This window comes from Mycobacterium sp., assembly GCF_019247635.1.
Lineage (GTDB): Bacteria > Actinomycetota > Actinomycetes > Mycobacteriales > Mycobacteriaceae > Mycobacterium.
In genome coordinates, this window is sequence record NZ_JAFBAR010000128.1 from 13,616 (window position 1) to 30,519 (window position 16,904).

Consider the following 16,904-nt stretch of genomic DNA (forward strand, 5'->3'; position numbering starts at 1 on the left):
CGCGCGCGGCCAGATGCACGCGACCCTCTCTATGAGTCATTCGCTTATCGCTGGACCCCTTTGATCAGGTTCGAACCGACGATCAGCCGTTGAATCTCGCTGGTGCCCTCGTAGAGGCGCAGCAGGCGCACGTCCCGGTATATCCGTTCCACCGGGACACCGCGCATATAACCGCTGCCGCCGTGAACCTGAACCGCGAGATCGGCCACCTTGCCTGCCATCTCGGTGCAGAACAGCTTGGCCGCCGACGGGGCGATGCGTCGATCTTCGTCGGTGACCCAGAGCCGCGCCGCATCCCGGACGAGAGCCCGGCCGGCCAGCACCCCGGTCTGCTGGTCGGCCAGCATCGCCTGCACCAGCTGAAAGCCTCCGATCGGCGTGCCCCCCTGGGTCGCGGTGGCGGCATAGGCGACGGATTCGTCGAGGGCACGCTGGGCCGCACCCACGGCGAGCGCGGCGATGTGGACCCGGCCGCGCGCCAACGAGGTCATCGCCGCCCGGTAGCCGATGTCTTCGCTGCCCCCGATCAGCGCGTCATCCCCGAGCCGCACGTCGACGAAGTTCACGTCGGCGGTCCACGCCCCTTCCTGGCCCATCTTGGCGTCCTTGGCGCCCACCTCCACACCGTCGCTGTCGCCGGCGACCAAAAAGACCGCGATGCCCGAGCCCTTGTCGTCGGCCGGGCGGGTGCGTGCGAAGACCACGAACAGGTCGGCGACAGGAGCATTGGTGATGAACCGCTTCTGGCCGTTGATCACCCAATCGCCGTTGTTGCGAACGGCTTTGGTCTTCAAGCCGGCGGGGTTGGATCCCGCGCCGGGCTCGGTCAGCGCGAACGAGGCGACGACCTCCCCCGTCGCTATGGGCTCCAGCCAGCGGGCCTTCTGCTCCTCGGTGCCAAAGCCGACGAGCACCTGGCCGGCGATGCCGTTGTTGGTGCCGAACATCGAGCGCAACGCCAGCGACGTGTAGCCCAGCTCCATCGCCAGCTCGACGTCTTGCATGAGGTTCAGGCCCAGCCCGCCCCACTCCTGGGGGATCGCGTATCCGAACAACCCCATCTTCTTGGCTTGGTCGCGCAGGTCGTCCGGGACTCGGTCGTCGTCGAGGATCTCCTGTTCGCGAGGAACCACGCAGGTCCGCACGAAGTGGCGGGTCTGGGCCAGGATTTCCCGAAAGTCGTCGTCGGAGACTTGTCCAGCGGTCATAGGCTCCGCACTCCTCTTGGTGGCTGGTTTGTCGTCGGGTACCGTGTTTGGGAAATATCGTATATGAAATATGAAAATGGAAACGAAGGGTGTGTGGTCCAGTTGCCATTGCTGAGCGGTCAGACGGCGGTCATCACCGGTGGAGCACAGGGACTCGGCTACGCGATCGCGGAGAGATTCATCGCCGAGGGTGCCCGGGTGGTGCTCGGCGATGTGAACCTCGAGGCGACCGAGGTCGCGGCCAAGCAGTTGGGCGGGGCGGACGTGGCTCTGGCGGTGCGCTGCAATGTGACTCAGGCCGACGACGTCGACGCGCTGCTCAAGACGGCCGTGGACCGTTTCGGTGACCTGGACATCATGGTCAACAACGCGGGGATCACCCGCGACGCGACCATGCGCAAGATGACCGAAGAGCAGTTTGATCAGGTCATCTCGGTGCACCTGAAGGGAACGTGGAACGGCACCCGGCTCGCCGCCGCGATCATGCGGGAAAACAAGCGGGGCGCAATCATCAACATGTCCTCGGTGTCGGGCAAGGTCGGCATGATCGGCCAGACCAACTACTCGGCGGCCAAGGCCGGAATCGTCGGCATGACCAAGGCGGCCGCCAAAGAGCTGGCCTACCTGGGCATCCGGGTCAACGCGATCGCCCCGGGCCTGATTCGCTCGGCCATGACTGAGGCTATGCCGCAACGCATTTGGGACTCGAAGGTGGCCGAGGTGCCGATGGGTCGGGCCGGCGAGCCCAGCGAAGTCGCCAGCGTGGCGCTGTTCCTGGCCTCGGATCTGTCGTCGTACATGACCGGGACCGTCATGGAAATCACCGGCGGCCGGCACCTCTGATGGCGAGCAGACGCAAAAGCACCCTTCTTGGGCCCATTTTGGGTGCTTTTGCGTCTGCTCGGCCCCTTTACACTCGCCCACAACCCGGGAGTTGCCATGCCTGCAGCCGTCATCTGTGAACCCGTGCGGACCCCTATCGGTCGATACGGCGGAATGTTCAAGTCCCAGACCGCAGTCGAGCTTGGGGTAGCGGCCCTGAAGGGCCTGTTGGACCGAACCGGCATCGCGCCGGACACGGTGCAGGACGTCATCTTGGGGCACTGCTATCCGAGCAGCGAAGCGCCCGCGATCGGCCGCGTGGTGGCGCTGGATGCCGGCCTGCCGGTGACGGTTCCGGGCATGCAGGTCGACCGCCGCTGCGGGTCGGGCCTGCAGGCGGTGATCCAGGCGTGCCTGCAAGTGAGCAGTGGCGACAACGATCTCGTCGTCGCCGGCGGCTGCGAGAGCATGAGCAACGTTGCCTTCTATTCCACCGACATGCGTTGGGGTGGCGCCCGTTCCGGTGTTCAAGTGCACGACGGACTCGCCCGCGGTCGCACGACCGCCGGCGGCCGCGACTACCCGGTGCCGGGCGGAATGCTGGAGACCGCCGAGAACCTGCGCCGCTCGTACGGCATCTCCCGCCAGGAGCAGGACGAACTCGCGGTGGCGTCGCACCAGCGCGCCGTGGCCGCGCAGAAGGACGGCATCCTCGCCGAGGAAATCATTCCGGTTGCCGTACGCGCCCGGCAGGGCGAGGATCTGATCGACACCGACGAGCATCCGCGCGCCGACGCTTCGGTGGAATCCTTGGCCAAGCTCAAACCCGTTCTACTGAAGGACGATCCGGATGCGACGGTGACCGCCGGCAATGCCAGCGGACAGAACGACGCGGCCTCCATGTGCGTGGTGACCACACCTGCGAAGGCCGAGGAATACGGCCTGACGCCGTTGGTCCGCATGGTGTCCTGGGGCCAGGCCGGTGTGGCACCCAACATCATGGGCATCGGCCCGGTGCCCGCGACCAAGGTCGCGCTGGCCAAGGCCGGGCTGCAACTCGGCGACATCGACCTGATCGAGCTCAACGAAGCGTTCGCCGCCCAGGCACTTGCGGTGATGCGGGAGTGGGACTTCGGTGCCGCCGACCGCAACCGGACCAATGTGCACGGCTCGGGAATCTCGTTGGGCCACCCGGTCGGCGCGACCGGCGGCAGGATGCTGGCCACCCTGGCGCGCGAACTCAACCGCCGCCAGGCCCGCTACGGGCTGGAGACGATGTGCATCGGCGGTGGCCAAGGCCTAGCCGCGGTCTTCGAACGGGTCGCGCCGGCGTGAACCCGCTGACCGGGATCACCGTCGTCGAGGTGTCCAGCTTCGTCGCCGCGCCCCTGTGCGGTATGACGCTGAGTCAGCTTGGCGCGCAGGTGATCCGCGTCGATCCGATCGGCGGTGCCTCCGACGTCCAGCGCTGGCCACTGAGCGCCGACGGCACCTCGATCTACTGGACCGGGCTGAACAAGGGAAAGCACTCGGCCACAATCGATCTGCGTTCTCCGGAGGGCCAGGAGCTGGTCCGGCGTCTGATCGTCGAGGGCGACGGCGTCGTCGTCACCAACGCCGTCCTGCCCTGGCTGAGCCATGACCTCCTGGCTGCCGAGCGTCCTGACGTCATCCACGTGCAACTGCTCGGGCGTGGCGATGGATCAACCGCGGTGGACTACACCGTCAACGCGGGCATCGGATATCCGCTCGTCACCGGTCCGCCCGGTCACGCCGGTCCGATCAACCACGTGCTGCCCGCGTGGGATGTGTCCTGCGGCCTGTATGCCGCGCTGGCCCTCGTCGCAGCGCTGCGTCATCGTGATCAGAGCGGTGCGGGCGCGCGAATCAGCTTGGCGCTGGAGGACGTCGCGCTGGCCACCGCCGGAAACCTGGGGCTGCTGACCGAGCCCCAGGTGATCGGCACTCAACGAGAGCGGCTGGGTAACGCCATCTACGGCCAGTACGGCCAGGACTTCACCAGTGGCGACGGTGTCGCGTTCATGGTTGTGCTGTTGACCGGCAGGCACTTTCGCGACCTGGTCAAGATCACTGGCGTCGAGACCGCGGTGTCGGCGCTCGCCGAGGCGCTGAGCGTGGACTTCGCCATAGAGGGTGACCGCTACCGGTACCGCGACGTGCTGTCGGGCCTGTTCGCCACCTGGTTCGCCGATCACACGGCAGAGGAGATCAGCGCGGCGCTGTCCGAAACGACAGTCTTGTTCGAGCGTTACCGGACGTTCGCGGAGGTCGCCGCAGATGCGCGGGTTACCGCCAACCCGCTGTTCGCCCTGCTGAGCCAACCGGGCGTCGGTGACTATTACGCCCCGGGTCTGCCTGCCGCGTTCGACGGCGCCCATGCCGCCGCCGCGCCGGCGCCCGCGCTGGGCCAAGATACCGTCGACGTGCTCACGCAGCGGCTCGGATTGACGGCTGCCGACATTGCGCGTTTGACGGACGCAAAAACGATCGGAGGCAACGGAGCATGACCAGGCTCGCTCAGACGCTCGGGCTGACCGAATTCCAGAGCGAGATCGTGGCTACGGTAAGGCAATTCGTCGACAAAGAGATCATTCCCGCTGCGGCGGAACTCGAGCGCGCCGACACCTACCCGCAGCACATCGTCGACCAGATGCGCGAAATGGGCCTGTTCGGACTGATGATCCCCGAGGAGCATGGCGGCCTGGGGGAGTCGCTGCTGACCTACGCGCTGTGTGTCGAAGAGCTGGCCCGCGGCTGGATGAGCATCTCCGGGGTGCTCAACACCCACTTCATCGTCGCCTACATGCTGCGCCAACACGGCACCGACGAGCAGAAGCAGCGCTTCCTGCCGCGGATGGTGACCGGCGAGGCCCGCGGCGCATTTTCCATGTCGGAGCCCGAGTTAGGCTCCGATGTCGCCGCGATCCGCACCCGCGCCCAACGCAACCCCGAGGGGGGTTACACGATCAACGGGCAGAAGATGTGGGTAACCAACGGCGGCAGTTCGACGCTGGTTGCCGTGTTGGTGCGCACCGACGAGGGGTCGGACAAGCCACACCGCAACCTGACCGCGTTTCTCGTTGAGAAGCCAACGGGTTTCGGTGAAGTGATGCCGGGGCTGGTGATCCCGGGCAAGATCGACAAGCTGGGCTACAAGGGCATCGACACCACCGAGTTAATCTTCGACGGTTACCAGGCCGGCGCGGACGACGTCCTCGGCGGTACACCTGGGCAGGGCTTTTTCCAGATGATGGATGGCATCGAAGTCGGGCGGGTCAACGTGTCGGCGCGGGCGTGCGGTGTCGGCATTCGCGCATTCGAGCTCGCGGCGCGATATGCCCAGCAGCGGCGGACCTTTGGCAAACCGATCGCCGACCACCAGGCCGTCGCTTTTCAGCTCGCCGAGATGGCCACCAAGGTCGAAGCGGCACACCTGATGATGGTCAACGCGGCGCGGCTCAAGGACTCCGGCGAGCGCAACGACGTTGCCGCGGGAATGGCCAAATATCTTGCCAGCGAGTTCTGTTCGGAGGTCACCCAGCAGAGCTTCCGGATTCACGGCGGTTATGGCTACTCCAAGGAGTACGAGATCGAACGCCTGATGCGCGACGCGCCGTTTCTGTTGATCGGCGAGGGGACCAGCGAGATCCAGAAGCAGATCATCAGCAAGCGACTGCTCGCGGAGTATCGGATCTGACGCAATGACAAACCCGGATTTCGCTGTGCGGCCCCAGCTTTCGGAGGATGTCGCGCGTTTTGTCCGACGCAGGATATTCGACGGCACCTATGCGGCGGGACAGTACGTTCGGCTGGACCAATTGGCCGCGGAATTGGGGATCAGCGTCACCCCGGTGCGCGAGGCGCTGTTCGCGTTGCGTGCCGAGGGTTGGGTTGCCCAACAGCCGCACCGTGGTTTTATGGTCTTGCCGGTGACCGGCCGAGACCTGGCCGACGTCGCGAACGTGCAGGCGCATGTCGGTGGCGAGCTCGCCGCGCGGGCGGCGGTCAATGTGACCGATGACCAGTTGCGCGAACTCAAGGAGATCCAGGCTCAGCTGGAGAAGGCCTACGCCACCGATGACGAAGAACGCACGGTTCGGCTCAACCACGAATTCCATCGAGCCATCAATGTTGCCGCGGACTCGCCCAAGCTCGCCCAGCTGATGTCACAGATCACTCGTTATGCGCCCGAATCGGTTTTCCCGACGATCGAGGGGTGGCCCGACCAGTCGGTGCACGACCATCGCCGGGTGCTGTCGGCGCTGGAGCAGCGCGATGGCCAGGCCGCCCGTGTCGCGATGTCGGAACACCTTGCCGCCGGGGCGGTTCCGTTGATCGAGCATCTCGTTGAACGCGGGGTCGTTGCGGAAGGGGCGTAGCAGTAGGACCGCTGATCGCGGCCGGTCGTCACATCGGCACGTGTGCTTTGCCGTGTGTACCCGGCTCACCCGTACCCGCTCGGAGGCGACACGCTCTTTGCCCGGCTTGTAGCGACAACGTGGTTATCCGGCGCGACCGGGCTACCCTCATCAAACTATCAATGTGCCCGACGGACAACGCTTTTAGTCGGCCACAGACCTCGAAGCAACGAATTGTCGCTACAAGCCGGGCAAAAAGTGTTGCCATTCCGGACCGGAGATGCCGGACCGGAGATGCCGGGCCAGAGATGCCGGACCGGGCAGCTCGGCAAGGTTGTGGCTCGAGCACGCCTGGCATACGCTGCGATGAGGGTGGGCAATTTCATAGGGAGAGAGAAATGTCCCTAGAGCTTGCGCGCCGCGCAGCGGCCGGATTGGTCGCCTGCGTGGCCGCGATCGTGTTCGCGTCGCCTGCCGTCGCAGATCCGCTGGACCCGATCCCGGGGAATGGTGTTTTCCAGGTGGGACCCGACATAGTGCCCGGCCTCTACCGCACGAGCGGGTCGGCGTCGACCTTTGGGGTTTGGATAAACAATGTGCCTACCCAGGACTCGATGTGCTCATGGTTTACCTACAGCACGTCGGATGCGAACAAGGAGCATGTAGTCCAGGCGAATACTTCCGTCGGCCCGATGTACGCAAGTATTCCCTCAACGGTCAAGGCATTTGAGTCGCAGAACTGTCAACCTTGGACGCGGGTCCCTTAAGGCTGTTTCGCTTCGATCAACATCTCACGGAGCCGTCGAATGTCGACCTTGCCGGTGCCGCCGCGCGGCACGTCGTCGTCGCAGTCCAGCACCAGCCAGACCGTCGGTACCTTGAAGGAGCTGAGCAGCGCGCGGGCCGAGGCGCCCAGCTCCTCGACGCCGACCGCACGGTCACACACCACCGCCGCGCCGACGCGTTCCCCGTTTGCGCCCAAAACGTTGGTCACGAAGGCATTCTCAACCCCGTCGATGCTGCGCAGCGCCCGCTCGACCTCACTCGGATAGACGGTGGCGCCGCTGACCTTGAACATGTCGTCGGATCTGCCGTGGTAGAACAGGAAGCCGTCGTCATCTAGTCGGCCCAGGTCGCCGGTGGGGTAGAAGCCATCGGCGGTGAAAACCTCTTCGCGGCTGCGGCGGCAGATGCCGCGCAACGTGTGCGGCCCCCGGATCTGGATCATGCCAACGGCCTCCGCCGCCAAGGGCTCGCCGGTGTCGGGGTCGACGATGCGAACCTCCATGCCGGGGAACGGCTTTCCGCAGCTGCCCCAGGCTGCCCCGGGCATGTCCGTGTCCGCCGGGAACCCGCAGTACGGTCCGAACGCCTCCGTCATCCCGAACAGCTTCGCCCGCGCTCCGGGTTGGGTTCGGTACTCGGCGGGTAACAGGGCGTCCAGGCTGCCCGGCCGTAGCGCCGAGAGATCTACACCGGCCCGGTCCGGGTGCCGCGCCAATGCCTCGGCCTGGTCGGGCCAGCCGCGAAACAGGTTGACCCGCTCGGATTCCAGCAGACGCAGCGTGGTTTCGGGCCGCGGCAGTTCCTCGGTCACCAACGTTGCGCCGGCGGCCAGCGCCGACAGCACGCCGCCGCCGAGACCGCCCACCCAGAAGAACGGCATCGGCAGATACAGTCGGGTGCCGGAATCGATGCAGCGCGCCGCCAGGCCGGACCGGACCGCGCCCAGCGCACTGCCGTGGGAATGTATGACTCCCTTGGGCGATCCGCTGCTCCCGGAGGTGAAGATGATGACCAGCGGGTCGGCCGGGGTGACTGTGTCGGTCATGGCGTCGACGACCCGTCGTGCCCCTTCGCGCGCCAAGGCCTCGGGGAGGTGATCGGCCGCCCAAACCCGTTGTAACGCAGGAAGGTCCGCCGACCGCACATCATCGAGGTAGCGGTGGCCGCGAAATTCCTCGACGCCGATCAGGAACTGCACCGACGCCACCCGCAGCTGCGCGACGAGTTCGCCCGCCTGCAGCAGCGTGCTCAACGGCACCAGCACGGCGCCGATGCGCGTCAGCGCGACGGCGAGCTGCACCCAGCGGGCGCTGTTCGGCATGATCAGCCCTACCCGGCTGCCCTTGCCAACGCCAGCCTCGACCAGACGCGCCGCCAAATCCTTTGTCGTGGAGTCGAGTTCGTAATAGCTGAGGCGGGAACCCGGATCGATGACCATCGGCTTGGGCCCGTGCTGGCGGGCTTGTGCCCGCACCAGGCGATCAATGGTGTCAGGCATCGAACAGCTGCTTCAGTCGGTGCGAGTCGACCTTGCCGCTGGACAGCAGCGGCAAATCGGCGCGAGCCAAAGCGACAAACCGTTTCGGAATCTTGTACGCCGAAAGCTCCGTGATGAGCCGCTCGCGCAGCGTCGCTTCGTCCAGATCCGGGTCGATAACGACGGCTGCCACCAGCTGTCCCCGCCCGGGGTCGGGGATGCCCACGACGTGAGCCTCGGCGCCGGCGACCTTCGCGATGGCCTTTTCCACCTCGGCGGCAGAGACATTGGCGCCGGCTGTTTTGATCATCCCGCTGCGTCGGCCGATGAAGTACACGTATCCGTCGCCGTCGGCGCGCACCAAATCGCCGGTGTGGAACCAGCCGTCGGCGTCGAAGCACTCTTCGCGGCTGCGCTTGTGGTACCCCTGCATTACGTGCGGCCCCCGAATGCAGAGCTCGCCGACCCCGCCGACGCTGACGCGCGCGCCAGTCTCCGGCTCGACGATCAGGGTTTGAAATCCGGGTGCCGGCTTGCCGAACGAGCCGCGCCGATGTTCGGGCTGGTCGGATTCGTCGTCGCCGATCAACACGACACTTCCGGCTTCCGTCATGCCCAACATGTTGTGGCGCAACCCAGGATCGGCCGGGCGGGTATCCAAGGCCATGATCGGATAAATATTGCCTCGGCGCATCGACGACAGGTCGCGCGAAGCGACGCTCGGGTGCTGCGCCAGCGCAGCGATACCGGCGGCGAAACCATTGGTCATGGTCGGCTTTTCGGCTTCCAGCAAGTCAAGTGTGACGGCGGGATCGCTGGCGTTGGAGCACACGAGTGTCGCACCGGCGACCAGGGTGGCCAGCAGCGCGAAGGCGAACCCGCCGATCCAGAAGAACGGTGAATTGCAGAACAGCTTCTCGTCGGCGGTCAGACCGCGAATTCGGTTGAGGTTTTGCTGATGTCCCAGCAGCCCAGCGTGCGTGTGCACGACGCCCTTAGGGGCGGCGGTGGAACCCGACGTGTAGACGATGGCCAGCGGATCGGCGCCGCACACATCGTCTTCCAGCGCGCACACCAACCCGGGGTCGACGGGGCCGCCCGCGGGACCCTCGCCAATGAAGACCTGCCGCAAGTGCGGTGCGGCGGTAGCAAAGAGGCGACTCCGCAACGTAAGGTCGCAACCACCCAGCACCTGAGCCACGCGTTGCGCGTAGTCGTGAGAGCGAAAACCCGGGGCACTCAACAGGATCGCCACATCGCTGTCGACCAGCTGTTCGCGCAGCTCGCGGGCGGTGGCGAAGGTAGAGAAGGGCACCACCACCGCACCGATCCGGGCTGCCGCGAGCATCGCGACGATAAACTCGGTACCGTTGGGGTACAACAGCCCGACATGGGTGCCCTTGCCAGCGCCGAGCGCGATCAACCCGCAGGCGAGTTCCGCCGAACGGCGTTCCGCGTCGGCGTACCCCAATCGATCACCATCGCAGACCAGAAGCGGGTGCGTTGCCCGCGAGCGGGCTTGGTGTCGCAGGACTTCCGCGAGCGTCTGGAAATCACCGGGCATGATCACGGTGGACGGCGGCATTGAAGAAACTACGGACCGCACCCAGATCGGCCTTGCCCGATGGGGTTCGGGGAATTTCATCGACGATCGCGATGTCGGTGGGAATCTCGTAGCGGGCCAACCGCGTTCGCAGATATTCGGTCAAGTCGCCTGCGTCAGCGGATGTCGGATCGCGCAGTTCCACCATGGCGACCGGGGTCTCGCCGAGACGATCGTCGGTTCGGCCCACCACGGCCGCGCCCGCAACCGCGGGGTGGCTCTCCAGCGCGGTACGGACGTCGTCGGGCATGATCTTGAACCCACCGCGGATAATTGCCTGGTCGGCTCGCCCGACGATCCAGAGGAAGCCGTCGGCGTCGATGCGCGCGATGTCCGTCGTCCGCATCCACTTCGCCGACGGCCCCAATTGTCCCGGTTTGACCTCCAACTGCCCTATCTGGTCCGGGCCGAGCGGTGTGCCGTCGTCGTCGACTGTCCGCAGTCGCGCACCGCCGGTGGCCCGGCCGACACTTCCGCGCTTGGTCCGCCAGTACTGCCGGTAATCGGGCAGCGTCCAGCCCGCGACGCCACCGCCGAATTCAGTTGCGGCATAGGATGTTAGGACGGGAATCCCGTACTTGTCGGCGAAAGCGTCGGCGTCGTCGGCCGACAGCGGTGCGGTGCCGCAGGTGACGGCATGGATACTGGCAAGATCGGCGCGCGGCAGATCGGACTGCAACACCGTGCGCAACGCGGCAGGCACCAGCGATACGGTCCGGGGCCGATGCCTGCGCACCGCGGCGACCCACGCGTTCAGCTCGAATCGTTCCAGCAGCACAAAGGGTCTCGCGTCGGTGACACACTGCAGCACCCGGAACACGCCGCCGATGTGCACCAGCGGCGAGTTCACGATAGCGACGCCGCGCCGTATCTCGGTGGGCGCCGGTGCACGCTCGTAGTCGGGGCCCATCACGCTGTGCGCGAGCATTCCGTAACTGAGGTCAACCCGTTTGGGGGGTCCGGTGGTTCCGCTGGTCAGCATGCGCACCGCCACACCAGCATCGGACCGTCCCGTCCGCGGTTGCGTCGGCGGCTCGTCAGGGTCGTCAGGCTCGTCCAGACGACCAGAAATAGTCAGCGTGGCGATGTCCGGCGAAGTCACCAATGTCGCCAGGTCATCGGCTTCGCCGATGATCATCCGCAGTCGCAGCGCGGCGATGTCGGCCCGGGTGCGGTCGTCGCCGCGAGAGGGGTTGATGGTCACCACGGTTGCACCACCCAGGAGGACACCGAGAAACGCCGCGACGTGACCGGGCCGGTTGCGCAGCAGCATCCCGACCAGGCGGTGCTCGGCCGTCGCGGTCGCTGCGCGCCGTGCCGCGCCGCCGAGTCGAGCCCACGTGAGCCATTGGCCCTCGTACTCGATGGCATTGGATTCGGGTTGCAGATCCAGCACATGGCCGATGCGTTGACTGAGCGGGTGCGCGGTCACTAACGGATCTTCGGATTGCGCGCGGCAGCAGCCACGGCGGCGTTCTGGGCGGCCAGTTCCGCCTTGCCGAGCGGGTTACCCAGCCGGGTGTAGATCAGCCCCTGCTCCAAAGCGGCGCGATAGGGCTTGTCCAATGATTCCCAAATCGCCTTCACGGTGCCCTGGGTTGCCGACGGCGGCTTGGCCGCGATGGTGGTCGCGATCTCCCGGGCGCGCGGCCATAACCGCTCCGGGGCAACAACTTCCGAGACCAACCCGATCCGCAGCGCGGTATCGGCGCCGATGCGCTCGTCGTTGCCCATCAGCGCCATTCGCAGCGTCTCGCCCAAGCCGATCCGGCGCATCAACCCGATCGGCTCCAACGCGCAGACCAAGCCGGCCGACACGTGTGAGTCGAAGAACGTTGCGTCCGTCGAGCAGATGACCACATCGGACTCGTTGACGAAATAGAACGCGCCCGCGGTACAGATACCCTGCACCGCGCACACCACCGGCTTCCACATCTTCTGCCACTTCGGGCTGAGATATTCGCCGGGATCCTCGTGGTTCCAGATGTTTTCAGGCTGGCCATACGGCGTTTTGACGTCCAGACCCGTGCTGAACGCTCGGTCGCCGGCCGCCCGCAACACCACCGAGTGCACCGAATCGTCGAGCTTGACCGTGCGCCAGGCCTCGGCCACCTCCATGCACATGGTGCGGTTGAATGCGTTGAGTTGCTGGGGCCTGTTGAGAGTGATCGTGGCGACGTGATCGGTCGAGTCCACTTCCAACAGGATGGTCTCGAAACTCATCGGCACTGCCAATCGGGCTTGCGCTTTTCGACGAAAGCCTTCGGCCCCTCCTGCGCGTCCTCGGTGCGCAATACGCGTTCGCGGAATGTCTCGGCCAGGATCTCGGATTCGTGCAACGGCAGGTCCAGGCTCTTGAGGATGGCCAGGCGGGTTCCCCGGACCGCCAGCGGCGCATTGGAATTGACGATTTCGGCGATCTCGCGGGCACGCTCCAAGAGTCGATCGTGCTCGACGATTTCGCTGATCAACCCGAGATCGAAGGCCCGCTGTGCGTTCATCCTTTCGTGCTTGCCCATCAACGCCATTCGCAGGGCGACCGACCGGGGCAGCACCTTGGCCAACCGCACCAACTCGCGCCCGGCTACTAGCCCGATGCTGACATGCGGATCGAAAAACGTCGCCTGTTCGGATGCGATGACGATGTCGGACGTCGTGACCCAATCCAGGCCGGCGCCACAGCACAGCCCGTTGACGGCGGTCAACACCGGTTTGGCCATGGTGCGAAACGGGGGGGTGCCCTCCTGCGGGGCCTCCCACTGCTCGAACGTCGACAGATACGGCCGCTCGTAGATCACCTTGCCGTCGCCGGGTATGGCTTTGACGTCGGCACCGGTACAGAACGCGCGGCCGGTGCCGGTGACAATGGTCAACCACACCTTGTCGTCGTTCTCTGCCTCGTCGTAGGCGGCGCGTAGCTCGGTGATCATGCGTGGGCTCAGCGCGTTGAGGGCGTCTGGGCGATTCAGTGTGATGGTGGCGGTGTGCCCGTCGACCTCGTACTTGATGGTGGCGAACGAGTCAGTGGCCATCGGCATTCCTTCCTGCCTACGGGTCATCGACCCTCGAATTTCGGTGTGCGCCGGTCCCGAAAGGCTGCCAGGCCCTCCCTGAAATCGCTTGTTCGGCAGGATAATTCCAGGTTGAAGAGTTCTTGCGCCATCGACTGGCTCAGCGTTGTGTGCAGGCCGTTGTGCACGGCCTGCTTGGCCAGCCCGATCGCCACGGTCGGCCCGCTGGTCAGCTGCGCCAGCAGCTGCTCGACGGTGTCGTCGAACTCTGTCTGACTGGCGCTTTGGTGAATTAAACCCCAGTCGGCCGCCTCGGCGGCGGTGACTTTTTGGCCGAGCAGCAGCATTCGCCGGGCCCGGGCGAGCCCGATCAGGCGCGGCACCAGCCAGGTGGATCCGGAGTCCGGGCTGAACCCCCGGTCCACGAACGGTTCCCAGAACGTGGCGTCGGTGGCTGCCACGGTGAAGTCGGCGGCTAGCGCAAGATTGCAGCCCAGGCCGACGGCCCAGCCCCGCACGCCGCAGACCACCGGCAGCTGGATGGTGTGGACGAGTTCGATCACGCGGTGCGCGGCGTGGGGCACCCGCCGCACCAGATCCCCGGTTCGGGGTCGCTGGCCGTCGGGTTTGTTGGTGGCGATCCAATCGACGCCTGCGCAGAAGTCGGGTCCGGCGCCGCGGATGTGGATTGCGCGCAGCGAATCGTCGGCGGCGGCATCGGTCAACAGTTGGACGAGGGCGTCGATCATCAACTGACTCAACGAGTTACGCCGAGCTGGACGATCCAGCGTGATCCGCAGTACGTCGCCGTCACGGCAGGCCGCCACCGAACCGTCGACTCCGGCCGCCTCGGCCTCGTGGCTCACCCTGAAATCCGGCCTTTCTCCGCTACGGTTACCCATACAGTAGGCAATACGATTGCTACGGTGTATAAGTTAGCAAGGAAACCCTACCGGCGGAAACGGGCCGTTAGGAACCCGGGAAATCAGAGCAGAAATTGAGGCGAAGCATGGCCGAGGGCCCAAGCCCCGAGACTCCCGGTGACCGCAAGTTCGGCGAGACGCCACTGGCCCAGACCGTCGCCGCGGCGGGCGCGATACGGCGTCTCAGCTCACTTCTCGTTTCGTTGGAGCAACCCCACCCGACGGTGGACTCGATGCTGGCCAAGTTCGCCGAATGGGAAGGCGAACTTAGTGCCGCGGCTCCTCGGGACAGCGCGCCGCGCATCGGCGTGGCCGGCCAGGATTGTCCGGACCATCGCCGGGTCTATCTCAACCACGCGACCGACATCGGCGCGTACAACCCGTGTTTTCCCGAATACCGGTTCGATCACCTCGACGCCGAGAACGCCTCCGGCCGGGTTGCCTTCCCTTTGGTGTATGAAGGGCCGCCGGGTCTGGTGCACGGCGGTTTCCTGGGTGTCTTCTTCGACTGCGTGATCCAGCACCACAACTGCGTCATCGGGTTGTCCGGCAAGACGCGATCACTGACCGTGACCTTTCGCCGGCCGACCCCGCTAGTTACCGAGCTGCGTTTCGATATCGCGCGGACGCGGGTGGAACGCGGTATCGCCGCGACGGCGCGGCTACTGCTCGACGGCGAAGTGCTCTGCACCGGCGAGGTCGAGACGTTGGCCTCTCCGCCGCAGCAGCTGGCCGGACACCAGTTCGGCAGGCGCAGAACGGAGGCCGACGCATGACCGCTTCGGATGACCGGGTGCTCTTCGACGTCGATCCAGAGCGGCGGATCGCCACCATCACGTTCAACAACCCCGCGCAGCGAAACTCGTATGACGCCGCCATGCGCGACGCCGTCGCCCGCTGTCTGGACCGCGTTGCCGAGGACGACGATCTCAGCGTGGTGCTGCTGCGCGGGGCAGATGGTGTCTTCAGCACCGGGGCCGACATGAACAATGCCTACGGTTGGTATGGCGGGTCCGGCGAACAGACCGAGCAGCGCCGACCCAGTCAGCGCCGGCGGCTTACGGTGGACCGCAAGTCATTTGGCTTCTACCACAACTTCATGGGCTTTCCCAAGGTGACGGTGGGACAGATCGAAGGGTACGCGCTGGGCGGCGGTTTCGAGTTGGCGCTGATGACCGACATCTCCGTCGTCGCCCGCGACACGAAAATCGGTATGCCGGCGACGCGATTCCTCGGGCCCGCGCTCGGGAGCCTGCACATGTTCTTCCATCGCTTGGGACCGGTGCAGGCGCGGCGGCTGTTGCTGACCGGCGACATCGTCGAAGCGGGCGAACTCGAGCATCTCGGAATCTTCACCGAGACTTGCGATCCCGGCTCGGTCGCGGCGCGCGCGGGGTACTGGGCCGAGAAGGCCGCGAAGATGCCGGCCGACGGTGTCGTCATCGCCAAGGAGGCATTCCGACTGGTTGAGCAGACCCAGGCCTACCAGGGCGAGGAAGTCGCGAGTTACCTGTTCCACGCGTTTGGCACCAACCTGCAGTTCGCGCGGGGCGAATTCAATTTCGTCAAAACGCGCGCGCAGCACGGAACCAAGGAAGCGTTCCGGCTGCGCGACGAACACTTCCACGTGCCAGAACCGCCCGGAAGTTAAGTAAGAAGTCGATCCAGGGGACTATCGTGCGCTAACGCGCCGCGCCCCGGCCGCGCTGAGCCGTCGACGTGGTGGCCTTGCGTTGCCCCGACGGCGTCGACTTCGTGGCTTTCGTGCCCTCGTCGATCAACCGTCCGGCGTGGTCGAGGATGCAATCGAGGCCGTATTCGAAGTTGGTCTCGTCCGGCGCCCCGATGCGGTGGCCTTTTCCGGTCACCTGCGCGATCAGCGGAGTGGCTTGGGGATCGATGGCCACCGCGTCGTCGATCGCTCGCGGCCCGGTCTCCGAAGACTGGTTCTTCTCGTAGAGCCGCTGCAACACGACAGAGCCGCGCACGTGCACCGAAACCGCGGAGTAGGTGTCGAAGGCATCCTCGGGGGACAGCCCGGCCTCCACCAGGTTTGAGATAGCCCGCTCCATCTCCTGAGCACCAAGGCGCGCCGCGCGAGGACTAAGCGCGGCGCGAATCAGAATCAGGTCGCACAGTATTGGGTTGCCCATGAACGTCTTACGCATCGAGCGGGCATGGTTGCGCAACGTCTCGCGCCAGTCGCTGGCTTCCACATACGGGGTGGCAAACACGTACTTGCTCAAGGCGCGGTCGGTCATCGCATTGAGCAGGTCGTCCTTCTTGCGGAAGTACCAATAGATGCTGGTGACGCCTACGCCCAAGTGTTTGCCGAGCAGCGGCATGCTCAGGTTGTCTATCGATACCTGCTCGGCGAGTTCGAAAGCGCCGCTGATGATGTCATCAGGATTGATGGAACCGCGTTCGCGTCGCGGACGCTTCTCGGCGGTTGCCTGCTTTGCCACTACGGGCACCTCCATCAGGATATGGCCGGCGTTCGCGGTTGGGGGAACCGTGCCGCCGGTGGCAACGAATCTACCGGCAGTTCCGCTCTGACCTGCGTATACGTGCGCGTGTCGGCGCTGCGCTGTGCCCATCAACCTTAACGGTGGCCACGTGGTCGCATACGTGAACGGCCGTGCGGCACCGCCGGCCGGGGGTTCTAAATGTCGATTTCATACGGTTCATCGTCTGC

The 16,904-nt window shown here is 65.6% G+C and carries 16 protein-coding genes; 8 read left to right on the plus strand and 8 right to left on the minus strand.

Annotation, left to right across the window (positions count from 1 at the left end):
* Positions 1–44 precede the first annotated feature (44 nt).
* Positions 45–1,208 carry an acyl-CoA dehydrogenase family protein gene (locus tag JO236_RS21460; RefSeq protein ID WP_293335325.1) on the minus strand — a complete coding sequence of 388 codons (1,164 nt, stop codon included), beginning with the start codon at positions 1,206–1,208 and terminating at the stop codon, positions 45–47.
* Positions 1,209–1,271: 63 nt separating this feature from the next.
* On the opposite strand from JO236_RS21460, the gene fabG reads away from it, so the two are divergent.
* The 6 genes from fabG to JO236_RS21490 all read left to right on the plus strand — a co-directional run bounded on the left by fabG (position 1,272) and on the right by JO236_RS21490 (position 7,176).
* Positions 1,272–2,051: a 3-oxoacyl-ACP reductase FabG gene (gene fabG / locus JO236_RS21465; RefSeq protein WP_293335328.1), complete on the plus strand. Its 780-nt coding sequence runs from the start codon at positions 1,272–1,274 to the stop codon at positions 2,049–2,051.
* Between the two features lie 96 nt (positions 2,052–2,147).
* Positions 2,148–3,365, plus strand: coding sequence for an acetyl-CoA C-acetyltransferase (locus tag JO236_RS21470; RefSeq protein WP_293335331.1), 1,218 nt, complete (start codon positions 2,148–2,150; stop codon positions 3,363–3,365).
* The gene (locus JO236_RS21475) at positions 3,362–4,558 is read left to right on the plus strand and encodes a CoA transferase (protein ID WP_293335334.1); all 1,197 of its coding nucleotides are present in this window, start codon (positions 3,362–3,364) and stop codon (positions 4,556–4,558) included. The genes JO236_RS21470 and JO236_RS21475 overlap by 4 nt, the downstream gene beginning before the upstream one ends.
* Positions 4,555–5,748, plus strand: coding sequence for an acyl-CoA dehydrogenase family protein (locus tag JO236_RS21480; RefSeq protein WP_293335337.1), 1,194 nt, complete (start codon positions 4,555–4,557; stop codon positions 5,746–5,748). The genes JO236_RS21475 and JO236_RS21480 overlap by 4 nt, the downstream gene beginning before the upstream one ends.
* Positions 5,749–5,752: 4 nt before the next feature.
* Positions 5,753–6,430: a GntR family transcriptional regulator gene (locus tag JO236_RS21485; protein ID WP_293335340.1), complete on the plus strand. Its 678-nt coding sequence runs from the start codon at positions 5,753–5,755 to the stop codon at positions 6,428–6,430.
* A 377-nt stretch (positions 6,431–6,807) separates the two neighbouring features.
* Positions 6,808–7,176 carry a hypothetical protein gene (locus JO236_RS21490; RefSeq protein ID WP_293335343.1) on the plus strand — a complete coding sequence of 123 codons (369 nt, stop codon included), beginning with the start codon at positions 6,808–6,810 and terminating at the stop codon, positions 7,174–7,176.
* On the opposite strand, the gene JO236_RS21495 is transcribed toward JO236_RS21490, so the two are convergent.
* Genes JO236_RS21495 through JO236_RS21520 form a run of 6 tightly spaced genes read right to left on the minus strand, consistent with a single transcriptional unit; the run spans position 7,173 to position 14,152 of the window.
* The gene (locus JO236_RS21495) at positions 7,173–8,693 is read right to left on the minus strand and encodes a class I adenylate-forming enzyme family protein (RefSeq protein ID WP_293335345.1); all 1,521 of its coding nucleotides are present in this window, start codon (positions 8,691–8,693) and stop codon (positions 7,173–7,175) included. The genes JO236_RS21490 and JO236_RS21495 overlap by 4 nt on opposite strands.
* Entirely contained in the window at positions 8,686–10,236 is a 1,551-nt protein-coding gene (locus JO236_RS21500; RefSeq protein ID WP_293335676.1) for a class I adenylate-forming enzyme family protein, read from the minus strand. Before JO236_RS21500 ends, JO236_RS21495 begins: the two co-directional genes overlap by 8 nt.
* Entirely contained in the window at positions 10,226–11,707 is a 1,482-nt protein-coding gene (locus JO236_RS21505; RefSeq protein WP_293335348.1) for a class I adenylate-forming enzyme family protein, read from the minus strand. Before JO236_RS21505 ends, JO236_RS21500 begins: the two co-directional genes overlap by 11 nt.
* Positions 11,707–12,498, minus strand: coding sequence for an enoyl-CoA hydratase/isomerase family protein (locus JO236_RS21510; RefSeq protein ID WP_293335349.1), 792 nt, complete (start codon positions 12,496–12,498; stop codon positions 11,707–11,709). Before JO236_RS21510 ends, JO236_RS21505 begins: the two co-directional genes overlap by 1 nt.
* Entirely contained in the window at positions 12,495–13,307 is an 813-nt protein-coding gene (locus JO236_RS21515) for an enoyl-CoA hydratase/isomerase family protein (protein ID WP_293335350.1), read from the minus strand. The genes JO236_RS21510 and JO236_RS21515 overlap by 4 nt, the downstream gene beginning before the upstream one ends.
* A gap of 23 nt (positions 13,308–13,330) precedes the next feature.
* Complete coding sequence (locus JO236_RS21520) at positions 13,331–14,152, minus strand: enoyl-CoA hydratase/isomerase family protein (protein ID WP_293335352.1); 822 nt, start codon at positions 14,150–14,152, stop codon at positions 13,331–13,333.
* A gap of 143 nt (positions 14,153–14,295) precedes the next feature.
* On the opposite strand from JO236_RS21520, the gene JO236_RS21525 reads away from it, so the two are divergent.
* A complete protein-coding gene (locus JO236_RS21525) occupies positions 14,296–14,985 on the plus strand; it encodes a hypothetical protein (protein WP_293335354.1) in 690 nt (229 codons plus the stop codon).
* Positions 14,982–15,860, plus strand: coding sequence for an enoyl-CoA hydratase/isomerase family protein (locus JO236_RS21530; protein WP_293335357.1), 879 nt, complete (start codon positions 14,982–14,984; stop codon positions 15,858–15,860). Before JO236_RS21525 ends, JO236_RS21530 begins: the two co-directional genes overlap by 4 nt.
* A gap of 31 nt (positions 15,861–15,891) precedes the next feature.
* Here JO236_RS21530 and JO236_RS21535 read toward each other — a convergent pair whose 3' ends face one another.
* Entirely contained in the window at positions 15,892–16,689 is a 798-nt protein-coding gene (locus JO236_RS21535; RefSeq protein WP_293335359.1) for a TetR/AcrR family transcriptional regulator, read from the minus strand.
* Positions 16,690–16,904: the final 215 nt, after the last annotated feature.

Coding starts and splice junctions, on each gene's coding strand:
- JO236_RS21525 (WP_293335354.1), top strand. CDS start 14,296: ATGGCCGAGGGCCCAAGCCCCGAGACTCCCGGTGACCGCAAGTTCGGC.
- JO236_RS21500 (WP_293335676.1), bottom strand. CDS start 10,236: ATGCCCGGTGATTTCCAGACGCTCGCGGAAGTCCTGCGACACCAAGCC.
- JO236_RS21480 (WP_293335337.1), top strand. CDS start 4,555: ATGACCAGGCTCGCTCAGACGCTCGGGCTGACCGAATTCCAGAGCGAG.
- JO236_RS21510 (WP_293335349.1), bottom strand. CDS start 12,498: ATGAGTTTCGAGACCATCCTGTTGGAAGTGGACTCGACCGATCACGTC.
- JO236_RS21485 (WP_293335340.1), top strand. CDS start 5,753: ATGACAAACCCGGATTTCGCTGTGCGGCCCCAGCTTTCGGAGGATGTC.
- JO236_RS21515 (WP_293335350.1), bottom strand. CDS start 13,307: ATGGCCACTGACTCGTTCGCCACCATCAAGTACGAGGTCGACGGGCAC.
- fabG (WP_293335328.1), top strand. CDS start 1,272: ATGAAATATGAAAATGGAAACGAAGGGTGTGTGGTCCAGTTGCCATTG.
- JO236_RS21495 (WP_293335345.1), bottom strand. CDS start 8,693: ATGCCTGACACCATTGATCGCCTGGTGCGGGCACAAGCCCGCCAGCAC.
- JO236_RS21530 (WP_293335357.1), top strand. CDS start 14,982: ATGACCGCTTCGGATGACCGGGTGCTCTTCGACGTCGATCCAGAGCGG.
- JO236_RS21470 (WP_293335331.1), top strand. CDS start 2,148: ATGCCTGCAGCCGTCATCTGTGAACCCGTGCGGACCCCTATCGGTCGA.
- JO236_RS21535 (WP_293335359.1), bottom strand. CDS start 16,689: ATGGAGGTGCCCGTAGTGGCAAAGCAGGCAACCGCCGAGAAGCGTCCG.
- JO236_RS21460 (WP_293335325.1), bottom strand. CDS start 1,208: ATGACCGCTGGACAAGTCTCCGACGACGACTTTCGGGAAATCCTGGCC.
- JO236_RS21490 (WP_293335343.1), top strand. CDS start 6,808: ATGTCCCTAGAGCTTGCGCGCCGCGCAGCGGCCGGATTGGTCGCCTGC.